The sequence below is a fragment of the Candidatus Neomarinimicrobiota bacterium genome, from assembly GCA_036476315.1.
GTDB lineage: Bacteria > Fidelibacterota > Marinisomatia > Marinisomatales > S15-B10 > JAZGBI01.
Genome location: JAZGBI010000073.1, coordinates 1 through 24040 on the forward strand (window position 1 = coordinate 1; position 24040 = coordinate 24040).

The following is a 24040-nucleotide window of genomic DNA, read 5'->3' on the forward strand; positions in this document are numbered from 1 at the left end:
AATTATTTATCAAATAAAGTTATATATGGTTATCGACAATATCACAACTCAATGATTAGTACTAGGCAAACTCAACCTATAGATACACCACAATTAACTAAATGCCATATTTAGCTTATTAAATCAATTTGAAATGTAATATTGAATTCAATTCATATTAATTTAGTTGATAGTATTTATTTCATTAGATAGAACTTATGAAAAGACCTGGATACGGAGCGGATACACAAGGTTCATATCTCGACGGTACGCTTCATAAATGGGGTTCAGGAGGTTTATAATTCAATATTAAGTAAAAGCTAACTCTCCCTTCATAGAATTCGCCACATTTCATCCGAATTGTAGCCAATTCCTCTCAGTTTTCGCTGGTAATATAGCCAATCAATCGAGTTTTGTAGCCAGTTTCTATTCAGTTTATCTCCAAGTAAAGAATAAGGTCAAATAAACCTCATTCTTCATCTAATTCCAGATTTTCCAAGGCTTCCTCTAGGTCTTTGCTAATAACATCGCTATATACAGTCGTTGTTGAAATGTTTGCATGACCTAGCTGTTTTTGCACTAGCCTTAAATTGTAGCTACTAGCTTTGTAGAGATTGGTGGCATATGTATGACGTAACGAATGGATACTGTAGTGTGGAGCGATCCCTGCCTTCTTAGCGAACTTTTTGAAGACTTTCTGAACCGCAGATCTTGTTATTTGTTCTTCCCGTTCAGACGGAAAAAGATAAGGACTATTGGATCGTCTGTATGCTAGATAAGCCTGGATCTGTTTCTTCAGTTTAACACTGAACGTAACTAACCGATCTTTATTCCCTTTTCCATTCTTCACCAACAATGAGTTCTGACCTTTCTTTAAGTGAAGATCTTCAATCTTAAGATTAGCAATCTCTGACACGCGCAGCCCTGTCCCTAATGCGAGGTTAATAATAAGTGCATCTCTGACTGGTGCTTGTACACCCCTAGTTTTCGCTAGAATCGATGCTTCCCGGCAAGCCTTTCTTAACTGTTTAGTTTCTTCTTCAGTTAAGTATTTATCTGGCGTAATAATCCAATTTGACATAAGAACCTCCTTCTATTATCAAGGTTCTTATACCCTATTTCTGGAATAAGAAATTAAGAAGAGTACACCTGTGCTTTGGCATTCAACCTTCAGGAAGGAGCGAAACATGGTTAAACGTGACCCATATTGGTTCGGGGACTTTGGGTGCTGCTTACCAGAACGTTTTCTGAAGATATTATTAATAATGCTTAGAATAATACGACAGCTCTTTCGTCGGAATGAATTCTGGAATAAGAAATGAAAGCTGCGAATCGTAAACAGATTATTTTCAAATAAGGAGGAATTGGGTTTTCAGAGTCCGCGGAATAGTCCTGCTTATACAGAGCACGCCAGCGTGTTCAGAGGGGTTGTTTTGATTAATCAGAACAGCCCCTTTCTGCATTTTCAAGGAGAACTATATGATTGCTGAAAAAGAGCTGTCAACAGGAATGAAAGAAGAGGTAACAGCATGATTGAAGTGCTTGATCAGATCAGCGATGAACAAATTGAAAATGAATATCGGAAACGTTTTTGGATCAAAGCTGGAGAAGTTGTCAATAACAGTGAACAAGCTGCAAAGCACTTTGCCAGCGTGCTTTCTGAAAACTATTCAAGAGAGTGTTTTGTGGTGATGTTTCTGAGTGGCAGTAATAAACATATTGCCACGGAGATTCTCTTCAAAGGGACTCTCACTGCAAGCTCGGTTTATCCTCGTGAGGTAATAAAAAGAGCGCTGGAACTAGATTCGGCTGCGATAATAGTAGCACACAATCACCCGTCAGGAAACCTCAATCCAAGTTCTGATGACAGAAAGATAACATCGAGAATAAAGAGTGCCTGTGAAGTTATGGACCTACCACTTCATGACCACCTGATCATTGCGGGAAAAAGTCATTACAGCTTTTCAGATCATGGGTTGCTTTAAAAACAAGGAGGAATAGATCGTGAAAATTGGCTTTGATACAGGCGGTGATGACGCTAAAAAAGAATCTGAATCGGGCTTCGCGGATGGTTCAGAAAAAGACGATGAATTATTTGACTGGATGGCTGGATTGATAATGGACTTCTTTCTTGTATATGGTACACTGGCTCTAGTGCGTGATGTTCTTAACTATTTCAGGGGGAGATAATCATGCCAATCTATGAATATCGTTGCCAGCATTGCGACCATCTCTTTGAAGTTCTTCAGTCAGTTAATGATGATGCACCTCAATGTCCGGTTTGCAATGGAGAAACAATACGAATAATCAGTGCGCCATCATTAAGGTTCAAGGGTAAAGGTTTTCATGCAACAGATTACACAAAGCATGGTCCTAAAAGAGTTGGAAAGATACATTAAGAGCTACTTGTTGTAGCTCTTTTTAGCGTGGGTTTTCTAGAAAAATATAAAAAATATTTTCAGAGAGTGTTTCTGGGCGGGTTAGTACCGGTTCTTTTAGTTCCTTGGCACACCCGGTCATCGTACCTTGATTTCTTAAGAAATTTTTACTCCTTCTGTTTTATGTAATCTCTATATGCTTTAAACAGTCCTATTAGTATGAGCACAACAATTATAGGGACAATTATAAGAAGATTGGTTATTTCGTCTCACCTCTGTAATAACATCTTGCGTGTCTGGGTGAAGTCAAAGTCCCTGTCCCTTCGGCATGGGCTATACTCAGGCAGATTCAAGAGCACGTTTTTCCAACTCTTCGACGTTTACACCCTTAATCAACAGCCACAAGGGAAATAACAATTCCCCCCACAACTTCCGTGTTTGATTTAAGGTCACCGAACAACACTGAGCATTTAGTTCTTCTTTTCTTTTTTCAATTTTCGTTTTTCCTTTAGATTAAGCTTGGCCTTTTTCTGTTGTTCCCTTTTGCCTTTGTCTTTTTTCCCCTTATCACCCATATCTGTTTCTCCTTGTTTGAAAGTGAATTGTGTCGGACTGTTGCGGTAAGTCTCGTGCTTGGATTTGATACAGGTAAACGCCAGCGCTCACTTGCTCTCCCATGTCATTGATCCCATCCCAAATGACTAACCTTTGGCCAGGCAGTTAGGAGTCATCCAGGCGCAGCTGCCGAATCATCTGACCGGATTGATTGAATACTTCCGTCAGTCCCATTTTTTGGAGCAGGGCCTTGAACCGGGGCTCGGCCCGGAGGAAATCAAATTCCGGATAATACTCGAGCCCCACAGGATAATATGTCTCTTTAGTGGTGTCTTTATAGGCCTTTTCCAACAGGCCGAGGGTCTTATCCCTCTCACCCATGATTGCATAAAGGCGCGCAGACCAGAATGGATACTCCTGCTCCCGCTGCTGCAGCTCCCCGCTGGACTTCAGCGAATCGTGGTTTGCCAAATAACTAACTTCTCACTAAATCTAATAATTCACGCCTTGGTGAATGAGGTGTTGATTTTGATCGTCCCAACCTAAAAAGCATTTGTGGGATACCTTCAATAGGTTGAATAACTTTAAAAAACTCTTGTCGGACTTCTGCTAATTCATCGTATTCTTGCAGTACCTGACTCATTGGATGCATTGCTAAACCCAATTTCGTTGCTGTCAAATGAACGCGTGCGTATTGCCGACCTATTTCAACTTGGACAATACGGTTATTTTCTCTTGCGAACATCAATCCAAATGCTTTTGCGGTTTGTGTCATTTCTCTCGTCACACTAACCGTTTTTTCTCTGAATGAATCACCAAAAGCCTGTTTTCGTCCAGCAAACATTTCTGCAAAGAATCGACTTGTACCAGTTACACCCATATTTTCATAACTGAATCCATCACGGTGTTTTGCAACTTCTTCATCATTGAATCTTATCATTGATACCGTTTCTGCGTGTGTTCGCTCAAGATAGGTTTCGATTTCCATCGCTTTAGTCATAAGATTACCCATAGCATTCAATTTCTCATCATCCGTAACGAATCTAATTGGATAATTTTCTGAATCGTAACTTTGTCCAAGCGATGTCAATTCACCAGTTAATAACGACATGTCATTATACGGACGACGATTGGTGATACGGTGCGGTATTTGCGAAAATAATTCATCCTTTTCAACTTCTGTTTGTTGAAGTTTTGCAGTAGCAATAGGTGATTTCCCTGTTTCTCTGACGGAATCAATACCATTTGGGAATAATTGGATTTTAGGATTGTAACCAAACTCTTTTGACGCCATAACTAAAAGTTCAAGAAATGTTCCCTGACCAATATAAATCTGACGATGAAAAGGATCAGTCATTGGTAATAAACGTTCTGGGTCAATATAAAGACTGATTTCATCAGGTTTTCTTAAATCAATAATCCAAGGTTGTTTGTTGTGGGGATTTGGCGCAAGAATTGCGTAGGACAATATCTTCAGGCGAATATCGTCATATTGGCTCACTTTACCATCTATTTCCCAAGGTGACCTTGCTATCGCTAATTTGCTACTCGTTGCACATCCTGTGAACAATTCAGGAATCGTGAGATATACGCCACCAATTCCCAAAACTTTGACAAAAGTTCTTCTTTCCACTTTTCTACTCCTTAAGCATTGATGCTCTCATTTTCCGTCTCCTGCCGTGTGTCGGTATTGGTTTTGAGAACATTACCAATATTGGGTTATCATCCAGCGGCTCAAAATTGCCAGGTGTAACTGATCATGATGAGTGGTGCCGAAATTGACGCTGAGCCACCGTTTTCCTCTATGGCATTGATGTCAGGAACGCCGCCGTCTCTCATCCAGTTTGTTGTAAAGTTGATAAAGTTGAACCATGTGTGCAACGACACGGCAAGGGGGAGACCGCCTCGATCATATGCGTAGTCAAAGAGTAGTGTAGCGATGCCACGCTCAACGAATCTTCCCCCTATTTCATCAGATTTCCTACCTGCCGCAAGATCCATTGGTATGTGGATGCTTGGGAAGATGAAGAAGTCGTAAAACTTGGCTCGACGAGACCCAAATGTTGTCCTCAGTTCCTCATAGATAAATCCACGATAAAGCACTTCTTCGCCTATCCCCGTCGCAAGATAGTGGATGATATTATTCGTAGTCATCAGAGCGAGTCCTGCTCCGACTGAGTACTCCTTCCCATCGATGTATGCCTTCTTCGTCTCAAAAATTGAAGTTTCAGAATCGCTTATTTGTCGAAACTGACTCCACGCTATGAGCCCGACTGGAAGAAGGAACATGGGTCGTATCAACTTCTTAAACTGGATGGGCGCCACTGCGAGCTCTTTCACGCTGTAACCTTTCCATTCATCTTTATAAACACCCGGCGCTGCATTATTGCGATTGATCTTATACATGTTGTACGACGAATACCAGGCAGTCATCATGTAAAGGTTGATGGTTGTTTTGGCGAGCATATAGTTGTCGCGAGTGGCATAATGCGCGCCAAGGAAGACACCTTCAGCAATAGAATACTTTTTCGCCAGCCCGGGATTGATCTTATACATGGGCAGATGCTGAGGCGCAATGATGGCAGGCATCCACCAAGGCAGTTGTGCATTGGTGAGATCGGTGCTGTCGAGGAACCCAATTGAATTTGCCGTAATCACGCTCACCGACGCCGACATGAGTGGATTTTTCAGTACTTCCTTTCGGGTGAGGCCCGTGCCTTGGGCAGATGAAATAGTTGGCAGGGATGCAAGTACGATTAGGGCGACGATTGCATCTATCTTATTTTTCAGCATGGATAGATTCCTTTTTGATTTGGCAAAATTCTACAACCGGAAGTTGATTTTCCATCCGTTCAGCATGGGCTATACTCAGGCAGATTCAAGAGCACGTTTTTCCCACTGTTCGACGTTTACACCCTTAATCAAAAGCCACAAGGGAAATGCCAATTCCCCCCACAACATTATTGCGGTAATTGTCGCCATAATTGTCACACCGAAGTTGGGTGAAAGTAATCTGCCAACACTATCTATCACATAGCCAATACCGGCAATCAACAACAAGACGCCCAAAAATGTAGGAAGGAAACCCGACTTGAAAGCTAAATAACCCATGGGCAATAGCCAAAGTCCCCAAAAGATCTGGGTGATAAAAATTCCCCGTCCTTGCAAATTGAGAAATAGTAATCCCAGAGCTTGCTGCTGACCTGCTGTGAATACTGTCAAGTAGTCAGCGCCGCTCGATACTAGCAGGACAGCAAATCGGTTAAGCTCATTGAGCATCGTGATAGGGATACTGACCAGTAAGAATATGACCATAAGCAAAGCCATGTTTTTGTTAACTGGTTTGAGCAACTTGTATAGAATCAGGACCAACAATAAATGGCCTATCTGGACGGCTAGAGCGCTAAGAATGCTGAGGCGGTATAGCGTTGCAGAAGCCATGATATTTTTCACTGTTGCCGCGGCATCTCCGGGCACAATAAGGGTGGTGCCCCACATTATGCCGAAGACAGCGAATGGGACCATAATCAGGTACAGGAACCCTGCAATTCTTGCGGTCTTTTTGGGTGAGTTCATTTTTAGTCCTTTTCTTTGTTATTATGTGCCACAGTTATGATTACTTCTCCCTTTTTGTGTCCTTTTTCAACATACCTGTGAGCCTCCACAATTTGTTCCAACGGATAGCGTCTATCTATGACCGGTCTTATCTTCCCCGCCTCAATAAGCTCTTTGAGGATTGCAGTTTCGAACAATGAAAGTAAATTACTTGGGCTAACCTTCCTGTCTAGGCCACTTCCATGCATGCCAAACAATTAGTGCAATAAACACAGCTTCAAAAATCATATAAAGCGCATAATAAGCCCAAAGCTCCCCTGGTACAAACAATGTAGCGAGTAAAACAACAATATGGAATATTCCTACTATGATGTTTGTCCGGCGATTCACTTTAGCTGGCAATATCAGTGACAGGAAAACCATAAAACTCGGAATCGCCATTAATATTGCCGCTCCAAACAAAAATACTTGAGTAATTTGAATACCTGCTACTTCTCCCGTTAACACTTCCTTAATATGCTCCGCCCGAAAAAACGTGAAAACATCGTTATATAAATAGAAAAACATTAAAGCTACCCATAATAACGAAAGCTTCATCTTCACATTTATTTTCACATCTTCAAAAATTCTTGCGGTCGTTTTGATTGAATTCATTTTTTATCTCCCTCCACTGGCATCACCCCGATAAGTCTGTACGGGTATAATCTCGGCCATCCCACCCTCGGTGGAATAGCACCCCTTTTTACATGCAAATTACTAACTGAAGATAATAGTCGAAGGAGGAATTGTCAATCGGGGGATTTCTGAATTTTTCTCTGTAAATGATAGTTCATTCCAATATTGACAACAAAGGGTATTCCTCCAGCATTGTTGAAACCTTCAGTCTTATACATTCCAAATCGAAGTGTTAGTTCTATAACATTACGAAATGTATAACCACCTTGTAAGCCAAATGTAATATTCCCACCGGTACTGCTATACCAGCCGTCTTTTGCGTCTGTATGCACTGATTCTTTGTACCAATGAGTATGTTCTATCTTGGTAAAGAGAAATTTCTCGTAGCTCAGATCAATTGCCATATACCATTCAGTAGCGAAGTGCCCCAGAAGAAGTCCTTCTTCAATGCTGAATAGATACCCGGCATACACCGGATTATCAGTCCCCTTATTGATTACACTGAGTGCACTAATAATATTCCATTTTTCTGAATTGAAAAGGGCTGTTCTTGAACCAAGATCAATTCGATAGTGTTTTAGATCCATCACAAATATTGGCAAAGTAATATCCCCGGTAAGAGTAACATTTCTGCTGAGCTTCTTGATCTCAATGTTTCTGGCGTAACCAGCAACAATAGCAAATACTGGATCCATCTCGAAGTTGAAGTACACATTTCTCGCCCCTGGCTGGAGTTGATTAAACACTTCTCTGGCAGAGATATTTTGCGTTTGGGCAACGATTATTAAGAAAATAAATGCTAATCTTTTCATGACTTTATCCTCTTTATTCTTCAAAATAACTACGTACAACATCCATATATTCTACAGACTTGACCCAACAGAGATCATGTCCAACATTTTCAATAGTAACCAAAGAATCAACAGGATAAGGCTCCATAACTAAATCAAAGTATTCAGGAGTATGATCCTCATTCAATCCGGACCGTATGAAAAGAACCTTATTAGTGAATTGAGATAAGTTAGTTGTCCAATCCCAGCCATCTGCTGCGTCTTCTCTAAACTTATAAGTAGCATATGCGCCCCATCTCCATTTTGGAGAAGGATCTGCTTTACTAAGATGTCGGTCAGGGTTGCTACCCTTAGTAACGAAGGCCCAATAATCGGCCCGCTCATGAGTATCTGATGATATGAACTCATTGTTCCACATAAATTCGTTCATCCAGCCAGCTGTTAAATCCAGGTCGACCATCACGTAATCCATCCATTCATCCTTCCATGGACCAGGGTCTGAATACACGACCTTATCCACTTTTTGCAGGGCTCTCTGAGGATCATCATCTATGTAAAAAGTAACAATTTGTGCCCCCCAGGAATGCGCAATGAAATTGATTGTGTCGGTTGGTGTTCTTCTATATTTCTCGATTATTGCATCCAAATCGCCTATATATGATTCAATTGATATATCATCAGGATCGTGTCTTCTGGAAAGACCACCTCCTCTTTGATCATAAAAGACACAGTAATAATCGTCTTGTAGACCATTAAGCCTTAACAAGCTCCTGAAATCGTCGACAGGTCCACCATGAAGAAATATAATGACTGGATTAGATGGATCTCCGTATGTTTCAATATGAAGGATTGTGCCGTTTATTTCGACGGCATGGTTAGCATGCTCAACATTCCCTTCATCAACTGTCTTAGGAACCAGATTGCCTGGTTCATCAGGATCTAAGAGCCCTCCACACCCTACAAACAACAATAATAGTGGAACCACCAAAATGATTATAGAAGAGTAAATTTTCCTCATTTTCTGAACTCCTTTTAGTACAGATTTATTTTGTCCGATATTAGATTTGGGGAAATCCAACATAGAACGTGTTTGGAAGATTAATTATTTATTCATTAAATATATATTTTCTTATCGACATTCCCCATATCAACTTGGGATTTGAATTCACTCGGTTTTCCACAGGATCTTGAGACTTCTTGACTCATGCACAGCATCCTGTGGATACTCAAACGCTATTATACAGTTCAGGTTCTAAGGATCTAATCTCAGCCATCCCACCCTCTGGGAAAATTCCTCCTTAGGAAATATAATACTATCTTACTATCATAAAGTCAATCATGGAATTTTCTCACTAAAGGCACCTCAATTAGGCGGTCGTGTAACTAGTAGATACTGGTAAAACTATGGTTGATTAGCATACGTTTCAATTACATACACCAGCTCCATTTCCACATTTTTCAAATTGCGGAGAGTTTGGTTGGTTTTTATAGTTTTTTCTTATCTCAAAGGTGTAATCAACAGTGCGGGATAACTGCCTAGTATCAAATAGCTTACGTAAATACAATAAGCTATTGTTTCAGAAATATAGATTATATACATTTAAATTCTACAGAAAAAGTAGTTACTCACTTGCTAGCTTCTGCCGCGATAAAAAATTCAATGTACCACCAAACATATGAAAGGAGTATTAATCATGAAGAGTAAACTTCTTATCAAAATATTGGCTGCTTTGGTCATTACTCTGTTCTGTTCCACATCGTATGCCCATAATGTAGATCTTCATGTCAGTAACCGATGGAAGAATTGCTCCATGCAGATTGATCCTTCCCTGACACAGGGTGCCTGGCAGCAGTTCACCAGGGAAGCTGGACTTATAGCGTATTTTCGCCCACTCGCATCGGCAAAACCGTTGGGTGCCAGGAAGTTTGAAATAATTCTAACGCAAGGCTGGGCGCCCATCGATGATACTGATTCCGCCTGGAATGACACTTTTGTTCATATCCACTCTACTCACTGGCAGATTGGTGAACAAGCTAAGAAAGACGATGAAGTCACTGCCGGCCATGCCGACTCTCGACATGTTCTCCCCATGCCGTTACCGCTTGTAAGGATAGGCCTCACCGACCGAATCGATATAGGCGGCACATTTTTGATGGCTCCTGGGTCTAATTACGGTTTTGCAGGTGCACAGCTCCAATATAGCATACTTAATGATATGGAAAAAAATCTGGCCACCGCTGTCAGGATTGGCGCTATGGGGCTCGTGGGCGTTGAGGATTTTGGCCTTACAGCTTTTTCAATCGATCTGATTGCGAGCAAAGACATCTCGAGATTCACGGCCTACGGAGGATTGGGAACCTACCTTATGAGTTCCCATGAAACAACCTCGGTAGTAGATCTAGACGATGAAAATCTTTTGGGTTTAACGGGAATGGTCGGAGTCACTACTACCCTGTTTTCGCATCTGCGAATTGGTGCGGAAATAAGCTTATCGGCGTTGACGATGCCTGTCATCGTAATTGGCTATACCCGGTAAAGAATCAAGCGAAAGCCTGTTTTTCTGATTTGAAACTCGGTCTTCGGAGCCATCTGTATTCCCGCGTTCGGTGCCAGCTTAGCTTGATCGATATAGTCGATAACTATAATGTTTTGATACAATTATAACTCCGATTATTGAAAAAAGGCTCCTATTTTGGAGCCTTTTCATACTGATCTGCTTCTCTCAATTCCGAAGAAACTAAATTCCCTTCTTCATATAGTGTATTTAACATAACACCAAGGGTGTCGCCAGCCTCTTCTTCGGAATCAAATTCTCAAGTAATTTCAGTATCATTTACTGTAACGAATTTAATTGTTGTCTCATCAGTACAATTGACTTGAACAACATGGTCCAAATTCACATGTTGTCCGCAGTCACCGTGTTTTTCTAAATATTTCATTATAATACATCCTTTCTAATTATTGGCTTTATTTCCCCTGTAAAACGAAATGCGCTGACCCACCGCTTTTTCTAACATCTTCAGCTGCTACTCGTCGAACTATTTGTTCTCTAAAATAGTTCGGGTCGTGTTTTAGCGTAAGTTTGTGGAGTTGTTTTTTCATTTTATCGTCTTTTTGTTTTCGTGGCGATTGTTGGGACATTCATCGATTAAGACAACGGAACGATATTATGTTGATCTTTTGGATGACAATTACAGGGCTTCAGTAGACGGATTGGACGATATATTATAGGAGTATCTACACTACTTGAAGTTCAAAAGGCACCTTATCGTAGGTGCTTTTTTTATTTCTATAACACTGCTCATCAGTCGAAAATTGCGTATGAGTAAATCGGTAATAGACCGGTGGACATGGGAAAAGTGACGTTTCCTGTCCATTCCTGTCAAATAGGTTCGGATAAATAATTACACCACTCTCACGACGAGAAAATGGGGTTGTCGACGAGTGAGCCCGGCGCGACTCGAACGCGCGACCAACGGCTTAAAAGGCCGCTGCTCTACCAACTGAGCTACGGGCCCAGAGGAATCCCGATGATCGAAAGAAAATTAGTTTCTCGACGGGGAAAGACAAAACAAATCCATCGAAAGATGCATATATGAGAAATCCCGTTCAATGGGATAAGGATTGTAAGGTGGATATGCTCCTAGGTGGTACGGGATTCGTGTTGAAAAGTGCTATGAAAGGACGCTCACTATTTTCCGCGATCTTCCTCTCCGACCAAATTTTACGACACCGTCTATCCTGGCAAAAAGAGTATCATCACCCCCAATACCCACATTCAGACCGGGGTGAATTCTTGTTCCTCTCTGACGGACAATAATGGATCCTGCCGTGACCGTCTGACCGTCATATATTTTCACTCCAAGCCTCTTTGACTGGCTGTCACGACCGTTCTTGGAACTGCCCATTCCCTTCTTGTGGGCCATAATTTATTCTCCTTTAGAAGCCTTGTTCTTCGTTGTCTTGGTTGTCGATTTCTTCTTCGCCGGGGCCCGGGCCTTTGATGGTGCCTTTTCCTTGACCGAGTCGACCCGGATCCTGGTAAATTCCTGACGGTGTGTGTTTTTTACCCTGTAACCCTTTCGACGCTTTTTCTTGAAAACTGGCACTTTCTTCGTTTTGCCGTGATCCAGAACGGTTGCCTGCACGGTGGAACCTTTCACGCTGGGCGTTCCGACTTTTATCTTTTTATCATTGCCAACGAGAAGAACATGATCGTATTTGACCTTCTTGCCCGGTTCCAGATTGTGCCGGGGAACCTGAAGTTCATCTCCCGGCTCCACCATGAACTGCTTACCTGATATGTTTACGATCGCGTACATGAATCTCAGCGTTACGTTTTCCGATATAACCCAAAAAAATTACCTACCTATCCCGCTACAAGTCAAGTTATACCTTGTGAGTGATTTCCTCCCCTTTCTTCCTGGAATAGAATTGAAATTCATCCGGTCCCAGGGATTTATCTTCCTCAATATCGATATGGACAAAATTGTGCCACATGAACTTTCTTAGCACATCCTTCTTCGAATCCCTCAGGTAATCGGCCAATGTTGGATGAACCCGGAGTCTCAAGCGAAGTCCCCGGTTCTTATTTCTGAATCCCCGAAGCCAGTTGTCTATCTTGGTAATGACGGAATCTTTGGATCCAATTCTGCCGCTTCCGTGACATGTGGGACACTTTTCAGTCACGGAATCGAGGAGCGAGAGGCGAACCCGCTGGCGGGTCATCTCCAACAGTCCGAAATCACTGATGGGAGAAACGGCCACCTTGGCGCGATCTTTTCGGAGCTCTTTCCGGAGTTCGTCATAAACCTTCTTCTTGTTGTTCTCATCTTGCATGTCGATAAAATCGATCACGATGAGTCCGCCAATATCCCTCAACCTCAGCTGCCGGGCCACTTCCCGTGCCGCTTCCAGATTGATTGTCAGGGAGTTTTCCTCGTGGTGCCCCTTCCCGATAAAGCGTCCACTGTTGACATCCACCACGGCCATGGCCTCTGTGTGTTCAATAACCAGGTAAGCGCCGCTTTTCACCCATACCCGTCTCCTGAGGGATTTGTCTATCTTCTCCTCGATTCCCCCCTTCGTGAACAGGGGAACACGTCCCCGATGAATCTCAAGCTTGGAAACCAGACTCGGAGATACGTCCTGCAAGTAACCTTGAATTCGACGGTAAAGCTTCCGGGAGTCGAACACTATCCTTGCAATATCCGAGGTTAAGAGATCTCGAATAACCGTGGATACCGCTTCCAGATCTTCGTAGATGAGAGAGGGAGCCGCCATGTGTCTTGACTTTTCGTCAAGAGTCTTCCAGTTTTGCATGAGAATTTCGAAGTCTTTTCTGATCACCTGTTCGTCCTTGCCTTCGGCTTCAGTCCGGACAATAATTCCCATCCCCTTCGGAAGGAGATTCCGGGCGATCTTCCGGAGACGACGTTTTTCATACTTGTCCCAGATCTTCTTGGAGATTCCCACAAACTGGGCATTGGGAACCATGACGAGGAGATGGCCCGGGATGGCAATGTTCGTTGTTACCCTGGGACCTTTTCCCGAAAAGGGTTCCTTGATAACCTGGACCAGGATTTCCTGTCCGGTCTCAAGATCCACGTCCATCTCTCCTTCCGTCGTCGAATCGCCGTTGCCTCGCTCATCTTCCTCCTCTGATGTGGAAGTGTCTTTTAGGTATTCAGGATTCGTAATCTCAGAAAACGGAAGAAAGGAATTGATGTCATATCCTATGTCCACGAACGCTGCCCGCATGCCGGGGATTACATTCTCAACTTTCCCTTTGTATATATTGCTCACTATGTCCTGAGCGCGCAGTTTCTCGACGTAAATTTCAACGAGTTCGCCATCTTCCAACACGGCTATGCGGCGTTCTCCCGCAGTTTCACTGATGTGAATTTCTTTCCCCATAATAACTTATATCCTCACTTGAAAGCTACACTTTAGGTCCATAGTACCAACGGGGGATTATCCCTGGGACCCACGGACACTGTCTATTTTTCCCTGTTATGTAACGTTAGAGCCGGATCTAACTACTCGATCCAGGTTTCATCTACTATTGAACAACTCCGATCACGATCGGATTAGGAGGGATCAAGGAAGGAGAGAAAGAAGAATGAAAATCTTTATCGTTTTAACTTCGAAAAACGTGCAAATCTTTTCTAAGAAACTTCCGAGCAATGCCTTCCCGATTCCGCCCGTATCAATCTAAGGTACATCGCAATCCTGGACTTGCCAAGGGTTTTGTCCGGGCCAAAATCTTCTGGAGCTTTTCCAACCGGAGTGCTGCCCCAGGAACTTCCATTCTTTACACTCCGCACACATTCTCATCGTGGGAATGTGCCCACCATTTATTTTCTCGTACTTTTCTTAGCGTAAGAAAAGTACTGCAAAATCTCAAGATCCTGTGGAGAACCTTCGGCTGAATCCCGACGGGTCGGGACTAATCCGCGGCTCGGCCACCCCCTTTTCGCCAGATTGTTTTAGGCCGTTTTCTTCTCTCATCCCGACAAATCGGGAAAAAGTCAAGAGAAAACCATTCAGGGAATTCAAGTACGCTGGGGGCGTTGAGCTCAATGAAAGCCCATGAACAAACCGGGTATAATAAAACCATAAATTTCTACATGCTTATCTGAAACGCCTGTTTTCCGACAGCTGGAAAATCTTGCCTTCAGATGAAAAGTTGTTTTACTTGATGTTCAATTTTACTAAACTTGGCCAGTCGTGATTTGAACCATATTGCCGCGACGCTAAAAAAGGTGCTAAAAAGGTACCAGATGCCGGGTAGCACCGGCTTTTTTACTATGGAGAAGCTCAAGGACATACTGAAAAGAAGACTTCTGATCCTCGATGGAGCAATGGGGACCATGATTCAATCGTACCGTCTGGAGGAAAAGGATTTCCGCGGAGATCGTCTTCAGGACCATCCCATTGACCTGACGGGCAACAATGATCTTCTTACCCTCACTCGACCGGATGTGATCGAGGCCATTCACAGGGCCTATTGTGAGGCGGGTGCCCACACTATCAGTACCAACACCTTCACTTCGAACCGAATTTCCCAGTCTGATTACGGCACTGAAGATCTGGTGGAAGAAATAAATGTCGAGGCGGCCAGGATTGCCCGCAAAGTGGCGGATGAGTTCAACGGCAACCCTGCTGGCGATCCACGCTTTGTCTGTGGAATTCTGGGTCCAACGAATCGCACTGCCTCCCTCTCCCCCGATGTGAACGATCCCGGTTACCGGAACATTACCTTTGACGACCTCATGACAGCGTATATGGAACAGACGGAAGGGCTCTTGGAAGGGGGCGTAGACTTGCTCATGGTTGAGACTGTTTTTGACACACTGAACTGTAAGGCAGCCCTCGCAGCCATTAGGGAGATTCTCAACAGGAAAGGTGTCGAAGTTCCGGTGATGGTGTCGGGGACCATTGTGGATGCCAGTGGGCGGACACTGTCCGGGCAGACGGTCGAAGCCTTCTGGCATTCCGTCAATCACGCGGATCTTTTCAGCATCGGCCTGAACTGTGCCATGGGGGCGAGAGATCTTCGATCGTATATTGAAGAATTAGCGCATCTTGCAGATGCCTTCACCTCCATTCATCCCAATGCCGGTTTGCCCAACGAGTTCGGAGGGTATGACGACACGCCCGGCTACATGTCAAAGATTCTCGGGGAGTTTGCAGAGAGCGGATTCTTGAACATGGTGGGAGGTTGCTGTGGTACAACTCCTGGGCACATCCGGGCCATAGCTGAGGCGGTGGAGGGCATTCCGCCACGCCAGATACCCGAGCCCCAACCCTATACTCACCTGAGCGGACTGGAACCGCTCACTATCCGTCCGGGTTCTTTCTTCGTCAATGTTGGAGAACGAACGAACGTGGCGGGATCCCGGAAGTTCAGGCGACTCATCCGGGGGGAGAAATACGAGGAAGCGCTCGAGGTGGCGCGACACCAGGTGAGGAATGGCGCCCAGATGATTGACGTAAATATGGACGAAGCGCTTCTCGACTCAGAGAATGCGATGGTAACATTCCTCAATTTGATCGCGTCCGATCCTGAAATAGCGGCGGTGCCAATCGTGATCGATTCTTCCGAATGGTCTGTCATCGAGGCCGGGCTCAAATGTATTCAGGGTAAGGGAGTAGTGAATTCCATCAGCCTGAAAGAGGGGAAGGATGCGTTTGCGGAAAGGGCGAAGAAAATCAGACAACTCGGCGCGGCAGTTATCGTCATGGCCTTTGACGAGAAGGGTCAGGCGGACACATACGACAGGAAGGTGGACATCTGCCGGCGGAGTTACCGGATCCTTACCGAAGAGGTTGGATTTCCAGGTGAAGATATCATCTTTGACCCTAACATCTTTGCCTTGGCAACGGGGATCGAGGAGCACAATGAATACGCTATCGCATATATTGAGGCGTGCAAAACGATCAAGCAGACCCTTCCCCGCAGCCTTGTGAGCGGTGGGGTGAGTAACCTCTCATTCTCCTTCCGAGGAAACAATTCGATTCGAGAACCCATGCACTCTGTTTTTCTGTATCACGCAATTCAGGCGGGAATGGATATGGGCATTGTGAATGCGGGGCAGCTTCCTGGGTATGAGGATCTTCCTGATGGCTTGCGAACCGCGATCGAGGACATTCTGTTCAACCGGCGGCAGGATGCCACGGACCGGTTGGTTGAGATTGCCGATACCTACAGAGGTGTCAAGAAAAAGCAAAAGGACGATCTGGCCTGGCGAAACGAGTCAGTGGAGGATCGTCTTTCCCATGCTCTGGTAAACGGGATACTCGACTTTATCGATAAAGATACAGAGGAAGCCCGGCAGAAACTCGGTCGCACAATCGACGTTATTGAAGGTCCGCTGATGGACGGGATGAACACGGTGGGAGATCTGTTCGGTTCTGGTAAAATGTTCCTGCCGCAAGTTGTGAAAAGTGCCAGAGTCATGAAAAAGGCGGTAAGGTACCTTGGCCCATTCATGGAGACCGAGAAAGAGAGCGGTGGAAAACTCAAGAAGACACACAAGATTCTCCTTGCAACGGTCAAAGGCGATGTGCACGACATTGGAAAGAATATTGTGGGAGTGGTGCTCCAGTGCAACGGTCATGAGGTGATCGATCTGGGTGTCATGGTTCCATCATCGAAAATCATCGAAGTGGCCAAGAAAGAAAAGGTGGACCTGATCGGTCTCAGTGGGCTCATTACCCCTTCCTTGAATGAGATGGTTCACGTGGCAAGAGAACTGGAACGCGAAGAATTTCAGGTACCTCTTCTCATTGGAGGTGCCACCACGTCTAAAACGCACACCGCGGTTAAGATCGAGCCGGAGTATCATGCGCCCACTCTATATGTAGTTGATGCATCACGGAGTGTGGGCAGCGTTGGTAATCTCCTCAGCGAAGAGAAAGGTGATCAATTTATCAGATCCATCCGGGCGGAGTACGAAGATGTGAGGGAAAAACATCGGCGTCGGAAAACGAAAAGAACCATTCTGCCTCTCGAGGTCTCCCGGGAACGGCGATTCACATTCTCCTGGGATGGCTATCCACCGCCCATTCCGAAACTCCAGGGTATTCAGGTATTTGACAATTATCCCCTTTCCGAGCTGACGGACTACATCGATTGGACTCCCTTCTTCTCTGTATGGGAGCTGAAGGGGAAGTATCCCAAGATTCTTGAGAATGAGAAAATCGGATCTGAGGCGAAAGTTCTGTTTGAGGACGCTCAGCGCCTGTTGACCCGTATCGTGGATGAACAGCTTTTCACTGCGAGGGCAGTCGTGGGCATTTTCCCTGCCAACGGGATGGGGGACGATATTGAAGTCTACTCGGACAGTAGGCGTTCCGGTATTTCGGCCGTACTTCATCATCTCCGCCAGCAGGTTGGGAAGGCGGCGGGTCGACCGAATTTTTCACTTTCAGACTTTGTAGCTCCCAGGAGTTCGGGAGTGCCTGACTGGATCGGTGCCTTTGCCGTGACGGCTGGCATCGGAGTGGAGGCAGTATGTGAAGAATTTGAGAAGAGAGATGATGACTATAGCAGCATTATGGCCAAGGCGCTGGCAGACAGGTTCGCCGAGGCACTCACCGAAAGGATGCACGAGCGTGTGAGAAAAGAATTATGGGGTTATGCTCCCAAGGAGAAAATCGCCTATGAAGGGCTCATCGATGAGGCCTACCGAGGGATCAGGCCCGCTCCCGGTTACCCAGCCTGCCCCGATCATACTGAGAAGCAACTGTTGTTCCGGCTGCTGAGTGCTGAGGAAGCTATCGGGGTAAAGCTCACAGAAAACTATGCGATGGCGCCAGCGGCCTCCGTTGCCGGGTGGTATTTCTCCCACCCCGACTCAACCTATTTCGGCCTCGGGAAGATTGGGAGGGATCAGGTGGTGGACTATGCCAGTAGAAAGGGGATGGACGTGAAAGCAATGGAACGGTGGCTGAGACAGAATTTGAGCTATGACCCTGATCTTTGATTTGATTCTTCTTGTGACTCTTTGGATAGTGGCAGGTGCTTTATGTGTGGTCATTTCGCGTCATGTTCATCGTGGCAGTGGAAATTTCAGTCACGTTTTTTCCGCCTAATACCTAAGTTTAATATATGCGCAATGAACTTGACGTGGCCCTGGAAGCGGCGCGGGAGGCGGGCAATCTCGTGCTGCAATACTACAATCAGTCCAACTATGAAGTGAAGAACAAGGGGGTGGGCATAGGCTCCCGCGGATATAACCCCGTGACCACCGCAGACCATGCCTCAAATTCTCTTCTGAAAGAGATTCTGCTCACGGAATTCCCTCACTACGGATGGTTCTCGGAGGAGACATCCGATTCTCCCGACCGGCTGACAAAAGAGCGCGTCTGGATCGTGGACCCCCTGGACGGTACCCATGAGTTCATAGAGGGTGTACCAAACTTCGTCGTGAGCATTGCTCTGGTTGAAAACCATCTTCCGATTCTGGGTGTTTTGTACAATCCCGCAACTGAGGAGATATTCTGGGCGGCCTCGGGACAAGGTGTCAACCTGAATGGTGAAAAGGTTCAATGCACATTGCAGTCGGAACTCTCAGAGATGGTAATCCTGAACAGTCGCACCGAAACAGACAGGGGATTGTGGAGCCGTTACAATGAAACGTTCTCAGAACTGAGGGCGGTGGGAAGTGTGGGTTACAAGCTGGCCCTCACAGCTGCCGGAATGGCGGACATTTTCGTCTCTTTGCGACCCAAACACGAGTGGGACATATGCGGGGGTCACTGTCTCATCAACGAAGCGGGAGGAAAATTGATTGATCTCAAGAGCCGGGTGGTAACCTACAACAACGAGAACGCCCTCATTTCTCCAGGTCTCATCGCAGGAAATCCGAGTGCAGTGAAGAACGTACTGGATGTGCTAGGGCGCTAGCGTGTTCATGTGTTAAAGTGTTCAGGTTGTGACGGGCTTCAAAGGCAAGTGGAAGGGTCATGAGTGATACACAAATACCGGAAGGGGCGATCCGGTGTCTTGATAAGGGGTTCCTCCGTCTGGTGGACAAGATGGGTGGCGACGATGCCATTGTCCAGGCCGCCCGTGTGAGCTATGGGAAAGGAACACGGAAGGTTTCCCAGGATAGAGGCCTTATCCGATATCTCATGCGCCACCGTCATTCCACCCCCTTTGAAATGGTTGAGCTTAAGTTCCATGCCAAGATGCCCATTTTCGTGGCCCGGCAGTGGGTACGGCACCGGACAGCCAACATCAATGAGTACAGCCTGCGATATTCGGAAGCCAGGGATGAATTCTACATCCCGGACGAAAAGATCATCCAGTTTCAAAGCAAGCTAAGTAAGCAGGGGCGGGAGCTATCCCTTGTTCCCCGTGAGTTGAAAAACAAGGTGATTTCCTATTTCAAGGAGATTTCAGAGAGAAGTTTCGCCATCTACTCGGAACTGAATGAGGCAGGAATAGCCAGGGAGCTGGCACGTGGAATCCTCCCTGTGAATATCTATACGGAGTGGTACTGGAAAAACGATCTTCACAATATCTTCCATTTTCTTCATCTCCGTACGGATGATTCAGCCCAGTACGAAATCCGCGTGTACGCTAAGGCTATGGAAAGCATTGTGAAAGAGATTGCCCCTCTGGCTTACGAAGCATTCATGGATTATGCTGTCCGGGGAATGCAATTGTCGAGTCCTGAGCAGATCAGTTTAACAAAGAACCTGCCACCGAGCGTTGTGGAGGATACTGTGGAGGATGTGAACTATCGGATCGTCGCCACCCTTCAGAATAGCAAGCCCCGGCCGGAGGATGAACTGTACATTGTTTATCAAAAGCAGGGGGGGAGGGACGCTCGTGAAGATTTTGAACTCAAGTGGGCCTCGGGAGAAATTGAAACGGGAAATATCCGGGAACTTCGCGAGTTCAAAGCCAAACTTGTTGCGCTCGAGAAAAATGACCCCGCGTGACTCAATAGCAGGCCACCGTCAGAGACTGCGCGACAAATTCATGAAATCGGGATTGGACGCTTTTCACGACTATGAAATTGTCGAGCTTCTTCTCACCGTTGGAATACCCCGAAGGGATTGCAAGCAGCCCGCGAAAGACGCTCTGAAACGGTTCGGATCGTTGCGAGGGGTGCTTGAGGCTTCGCCGGAAGAACTCACTGAAATCAGGGGACTGGGGCCCAGAAATATTTTTGGGCTCAAGTTGGCTCAGGCCATCGCCCGGCGCTATCTCCGGGAGAGAGTAGAGGGGCACGATTTCCTTCGCTCCTCCCGGGAGGTGATCGACTATTTGAAGGTTAGTTTGAGAGACCGGAGTCGCGAGATCTTTTCAGTTATCTATCTCAACGGAAGAAATCAAGTAATGGCATCGGAGGAACTTTTCGAGGGTACCCTCACCACGTCTGCCGTCTATCCCAGGGAGGTAATTGAGGCGGCACTGAAACACAAAGCTGCTGCGCTCGTATTCGCCCACAATCACCCGTCAGGAAACACAGAGCCGTCAAAGGAGGATCTGGAAATCACTCGCAGGCTGAAGGAAGCAGCCGCAACCATAGATGTGAGCGTGCATGATCATATTATTGTCTCCGGCAACGACTATTACTCTTTTTCCGATCATGGTCTTCTCTGAATCAACACTTATGTTCATCCATTTATGAACCACAGAGAACACAGAGTATATAGACATGATTTTTCAACTCTTTAGATGGATTATTTTGAAGTTCGCTCCTGAAAAACTCCAATTAACGTTGTTCTTTTATAAACTTATAGTTATTAGCTCTCTCTGTGACCTCTGTGGTTTAGTTTTAGAGAACCAGGTTAGGTCTTGACGCCCATGGCTCAAACTTCAACAGTTGGCCCAAAAGGGGACAAGATTCGATCGGACCTGAGAGTCACCTACTCGACAAGACGCCAGCCTCTTAGTGTCGAGATCAAGAGTAAGGTTCTTGCCCTCTACGGTGACTCTCTGAAAAAACAAGCCGAAAGCGTGTGCCGAGATCTTGGTGTCGATTCCGGTAAACTCGTGATCGAAGATTTCGGTGCGGTTCCTTTCGTCGTAGGAGCCCGAATTGAAGGGGCTATCAAAGGGGCCCGGCCGAAGATTTCGGAGGAGTCGCTTCCCCCCATGAAGGACTTCTGCAAAGGGACCACTGAGCCTGGTCGTTTTCGCCGGAGTCGCCTCTATCTCCCGGGTAATCAGCCGAAACTCATGCTCAATGCCGGGATTCATAGACCGGATGCCATCATACTGGATCTGGAAGACTCCATTTCGCCACCGGAAAAAGAGTCAACACGTTTCGTTGTGAGAAATGCCCTGAGATCCGTCGATTTCTTCGAGGCCGAACGGATGGTCCGAATTAACCAGGGGGAACTCGGATTGAAAGACCTCGAGTACGTGGTACCTCACAATGTTCATCTGGTTCTCATCCCGAAAGTGGAATCGGCTGAGCAGGTAGAAAATATCGAGGAACGAATCTCGGAAATCTGCGGAGCGTGCGGCCGTGAAGATCCGGTATATCTTATGCCCCTTATTGAAACTGCCCGTGGAGTGATGAAGGCGCTGGAGATCGCCGAGGCTTCATTAAGAAATGTGGCGCTGGCCATTGGATTGGAGGACTATTCTGCAGATATAGGAACTGAACGGACCGCTGAGGGGCGGGAATCGTTCATGGCGCGGAGTATCATCGTTAACGCAGCTCGGGCGGCAGGCATTCAGGCCATCGACTCTGTCTACAGTGATGTGAGTGACATGGAGGGACTCAGGTCCTTCGTGGAAGATTCCAGGTCCCTGGGTTTCGACGGAGTGGGGTGTATCCATCCCCGGCAGATTCGCGTGATTCATGAAGTGCACAGGCCCAGTGAGGAAGAGATTAAGAAGGCGAAAGAGATTATCCTGGCATACGATGAAGCCCGAGAAAAGGGGTTTGGCGTGGTTTCTCTCGGAAGCAAAATGATTGATCCACCTGTGGTGAAGCGAGCCCTCCGTACGGTGGGTCTCGCCGTTTCCGGGGGTTTGCTGGAAAAGAACTGGAAAGGACCTGGGAAATCATGACCGAACTGCTGGAAAACGCTGCGGGTAGACTTGTCCCTGCCGAAGTGAACGGGATCCCTCAGGTGCCTTTCAAAGGTGTTGGAAAACAGAGGCCGGAGGGGAGAAAAGCGTCCCCCTTTGTCCGTACGTGTTCCGATTATCCAGCTGATGGAAACAAGGTGGTTGGGTCCCTAAAGGAAGCGCTGGAGAGATGCGGACTGAAAGACGGCATGACCATCTCTTCCCATCACCATTTCAGGAACGGTGATCTGCTCATGAACCGCGTATTTGATGTGGTCTCCGACATGGGTGCAAAGAATGTGCGGTGGTTTCCATCTGCTGCATTTCCATGTCATGAGCCTATCGTTCAGCACATGAAAAACGGTGTCGTGAGCTGGGTGGAGGGATCTCTCAACGGTCCGCTGGGACGTTTTGCGTCAGGGGGGGGGATGAACGGAACGGCCGTATTGAGAAGTCATGGTGGTCGCTGGCAGGCGGTTCAGGACGGTGAGGTTCACATTGATGTCGCCGTGCTGGCGGCGCCCACGGCGGACCCATTCGGAAATGCCACGGGCGACCGCGGTCCTTCCGCATGTGGACTCCTTGGGTTTGGTCTTGTCGATTCCTTATATGCCGATAAGGTGATCATTGTCACGGACCATCTCGTGTCATTTCCCTGTGTTCCGTGGCAGATTCAAGGTCAGAACGTCGATCACGTGGTGGTGATGGAAGAGATCGGCGATCCGGCAAAGATCGTTTCGGGCACCACCCGCCTCACCCGCTCTCCGGACCGGCTATACATTGCCGAACTGGCCGCCCGGTTCGTGAAAGCGGCGGGAATCATGAAAAATGGTTTCAGTTTTCAGGCTGGTGCCGGGGGTACCGCTCTCGCGTTTGCCAGCTATTTGAAGCAATTCATGAAAGAAGCCGGCGTGAAGGCTGGATTTGTCAGGGGCGGATCCACGAAATACCTGGTTGAAATGTTGGAAGAAGGCTTCGCGGATTATATTCTGGACGGACAGACATTCGATCTTGATGGGGTCCGGTCCATGCGGGAGAATCCGAATCATGTCAACACATCACCGTTCACGTCTTATAACTGGCACGGGAAAGGGAATTTCGCTTCCATGGTTGATGTGGTGGTGCTGGGAGCCACGGAGGTGGATCTGAATTTCAATGCGAACGTGGTCACCCATTCTGACGGATTGCTCCTGCATGGCATTGGCGGATGGCAGAACTGTCTATTCAGCAGCTGTACAATTCTACCCATACCGTCGTTCCGGAATCGGATCCCCATCATCGTTGACCGCGTCACGACGCTCTGTGGTCCTGGAGAACTCATCGATGTCGTTGTCACCGAACGGGGCATCGCCATCAATCCGGTTAGGGAGGATTTGATAGCGACAACGAAGAACTCCGGACTTCCCCTCCGTCCAATGGAGGAAATCAAAGAAGAGGTGGACGACCTCTGTGGAGGTCCGCCCCAGAAACCTTCTGTCACAGAGAAGGTGATCGGGGTGACAAAGTGGGTGGATGGAACCGTGCTGGACGCCATCTACGGGGTGAAAAGCTGAACAGGGAG

The 24040-nt window shown here is 46.4% G+C and carries 21 protein-coding genes, 1 tRNA gene, 1 pseudogene and 1 riboswitch; of the genes and pseudogenes, 10 read left to right on the top strand and 13 right to left on the bottom strand.

Annotated elements, in window-relative coordinates; all coding sequences use genetic code 11:
- Positions 1-448 precede the first annotated feature (448 nt).
- Positions 449-1060 carry a site-specific integrase gene (locus V3U24_07040; GenBank protein MEE9167198.1) on the bottom strand — a complete coding sequence of 204 codons (612 nt, stop codon included), beginning with the start codon at positions 1058-1060 and terminating at the stop codon, positions 449-451.
- Between the two features lie 448 nt (positions 1061-1508).
- On the opposite strand from V3U24_07040, the gene radC (V3U24_07045) reads away from it, so the two are divergent.
- The 3 genes from radC (V3U24_07045) to V3U24_07055 are packed head-to-tail and all read left to right on the top strand — an operon-like array spanning position 1509 to position 2378.
- Entirely contained in the window at positions 1509-1964 is a 456-nt protein-coding gene (radC, locus tag V3U24_07045) for a DNA repair protein RadC (GenBank protein MEE9167199.1), read from the top strand.
- 19 nt (positions 1965-1983) lie between these two features.
- Positions 1984-2169, top strand: a complete 186-nt coding sequence (locus V3U24_07050; GenBank protein MEE9167200.1) for a hypothetical protein — start codon at positions 1984-1986, stop codon at positions 2167-2169.
- A 2-nt stretch (positions 2170-2171) separates the two neighbouring features.
- A complete protein-coding gene (locus tag V3U24_07055) occupies positions 2172-2378 on the top strand; it encodes a zinc ribbon domain-containing protein (GenBank protein MEE9167201.1) in 207 nt (68 codons plus the stop codon).
- A gap of 699 nt (positions 2379-3077) precedes the next feature.
- Here V3U24_07055 and V3U24_07060 read toward each other — a convergent pair.
- The 8 genes and pseudogenes from V3U24_07060 to V3U24_07095 all read right to left on the bottom strand — a co-directional run bounded on the left by V3U24_07060 (position 3078) and on the right by V3U24_07095 (position 8951).
- Positions 3078-3383 (bottom strand): hypothetical protein, encoded by a 306-nt coding sequence (locus V3U24_07060; protein MEE9167202.1) that lies wholly within the window; start codon positions 3381-3383, stop codon positions 3078-3080.
- Between the two features lie 4 nt (positions 3384-3387).
- Positions 3388-4545 (bottom strand): twin-arginine translocation pathway signal protein, encoded by a 1158-nt coding sequence (locus V3U24_07065; protein ID MEE9167203.1) that lies wholly within the window; start codon positions 4543-4545, stop codon positions 3388-3390.
- A gap of 101 nt (positions 4546-4646) precedes the next feature.
- On the bottom strand, positions 4647-5705 hold the full coding sequence (locus V3U24_07070; protein ID MEE9167204.1) for a CPBP family intramembrane glutamic endopeptidase: 1059 nt from the start codon (positions 5703-5705) through the stop codon (positions 4647-4649).
- A gap of 75 nt (positions 5706-5780) precedes the next feature.
- Entirely contained in the window at positions 5781-6488 is a 708-nt protein-coding gene (locus V3U24_07075) for a DUF4386 domain-containing protein (protein ID MEE9167205.1), read from the bottom strand.
- A gap of 2 nt (positions 6489-6490) precedes the next feature.
- A pseudogene (locus V3U24_07080) lies at positions 6491-6649 on the bottom strand (zinc-binding dehydrogenase).
- A gap of 34 nt (positions 6650-6683) precedes the next feature.
- Positions 6684-7121, bottom strand: a complete 438-nt coding sequence (locus V3U24_07085) for a DUF6326 family protein (protein MEE9167206.1) — start codon at positions 7119-7121, stop codon at positions 6684-6686.
- Between the two features lie 134 nt (positions 7122-7255).
- On the bottom strand, positions 7256-7954 hold the full coding sequence (locus V3U24_07090; GenBank protein ID MEE9167207.1) for a hypothetical protein: 699 nt from the start codon (positions 7952-7954) through the stop codon (positions 7256-7258).
- 13 nt (positions 7955-7967) lie between these two features.
- Positions 7968-8951: an alpha/beta hydrolase gene (locus V3U24_07095; GenBank protein MEE9167208.1), complete on the bottom strand. Its 984-nt coding sequence runs from the start codon at positions 8949-8951 to the stop codon at positions 7968-7970.
- A gap of 676 nt (positions 8952-9627) precedes the next feature.
- Here V3U24_07095 and V3U24_07100 point away from each other — a divergent pair.
- Positions 9628-10470 (top strand): hypothetical protein, encoded by an 843-nt coding sequence (locus V3U24_07100; GenBank protein MEE9167209.1) that lies wholly within the window; start codon positions 9628-9630, stop codon positions 10468-10470.
- Positions 10471-11379: 909 nt separating this feature from the next.
- On the opposite strand, the gene V3U24_07105 is transcribed toward V3U24_07100, so the two are convergent.
- From V3U24_07105 to V3U24_07120, 4 genes are all read right to left on the bottom strand, one after another.
- Positions 11380-11452 (bottom strand) — tRNA-Lys (locus tag V3U24_07105).
- A gap of 156 nt (positions 11453-11608) precedes the next feature.
- On the bottom strand, positions 11609-11860 hold the full coding sequence (rpmA, locus tag V3U24_07110; GenBank protein MEE9167210.1) for a 50S ribosomal protein L27: 252 nt from the start codon (positions 11858-11860) through the stop codon (positions 11609-11611).
- Between the two features lie 3 nt (positions 11861-11863).
- Positions 11864-12256 (bottom strand): 50S ribosomal protein L21, encoded by a 393-nt coding sequence (gene rplU / locus V3U24_07115; GenBank protein ID MEE9167211.1) that lies wholly within the window; start codon positions 12254-12256, stop codon positions 11864-11866.
- Positions 12257-12323: 67 nt separating this feature from the next.
- Positions 12324-13850, bottom strand: coding sequence for an Rne/Rng family ribonuclease (locus V3U24_07120; GenBank protein ID MEE9167212.1), 1527 nt, complete (start codon positions 13848-13850; stop codon positions 12324-12326).
- Between the two features lie 800 nt (positions 13851-14650).
- A riboswitch (SAM riboswitch) is annotated at positions 14651-14726 on the top strand.
- On the opposite strand from V3U24_07120, the gene metH reads away from it, so the two are divergent.
- The 6 genes from metH (at position 14717) to V3U24_07150 (ending at position 24032) form a co-directional block, all read left to right on the top strand.
- On the top strand, positions 14717-18424 hold the full coding sequence (gene metH, locus V3U24_07125; protein MEE9167213.1) for a methionine synthase: 3708 nt from the start codon (positions 14717-14719) through the stop codon (positions 18422-18424). It overlaps the preceding riboswitch by 10 nt.
- A gap of 125 nt (positions 18425-18549) precedes the next feature.
- Positions 18550-19347 carry a 3'(2'),5'-bisphosphate nucleotidase CysQ gene (locus tag V3U24_07130; GenBank protein ID MEE9167214.1) on the top strand — a complete coding sequence of 266 codons (798 nt, stop codon included), beginning with the start codon at positions 18550-18552 and terminating at the stop codon, positions 19345-19347.
- 59 nt (positions 19348-19406) lie between these two features.
- Positions 19407-20390, top strand: coding sequence for an FAD-dependent thymidylate synthase (gene thyX / locus V3U24_07135; GenBank protein MEE9167215.1), 984 nt, complete (start codon positions 19407-19409; stop codon positions 20388-20390).
- Positions 20377-21057 carry a DNA repair protein RadC gene (radC, locus tag V3U24_07140; GenBank protein ID MEE9167216.1) on the top strand — a complete coding sequence of 227 codons (681 nt, stop codon included), beginning with the start codon at positions 20377-20379 and terminating at the stop codon, positions 21055-21057. The genes thyX and radC (V3U24_07140) overlap by 14 nt, the downstream gene beginning before the upstream one ends.
- A gap of 204 nt (positions 21058-21261) precedes the next feature.
- Positions 21262-22479 carry an aldolase/citrate lyase family protein gene (locus V3U24_07145; protein MEE9167217.1) on the top strand — a complete coding sequence of 406 codons (1218 nt, stop codon included), beginning with the start codon at positions 21262-21264 and terminating at the stop codon, positions 22477-22479.
- The gene (locus V3U24_07150; GenBank protein ID MEE9167218.1) at positions 22476-24032 is read left to right on the top strand and encodes a citrate lyase subunit alpha; all 1557 of its coding nucleotides are present in this window, start codon (positions 22476-22478) and stop codon (positions 24030-24032) included. Before V3U24_07145 ends, V3U24_07150 begins: the two co-directional genes overlap by 4 nt.
- The last annotated feature ends 8 nt before the right edge of the window (positions 24033-24040 follow it).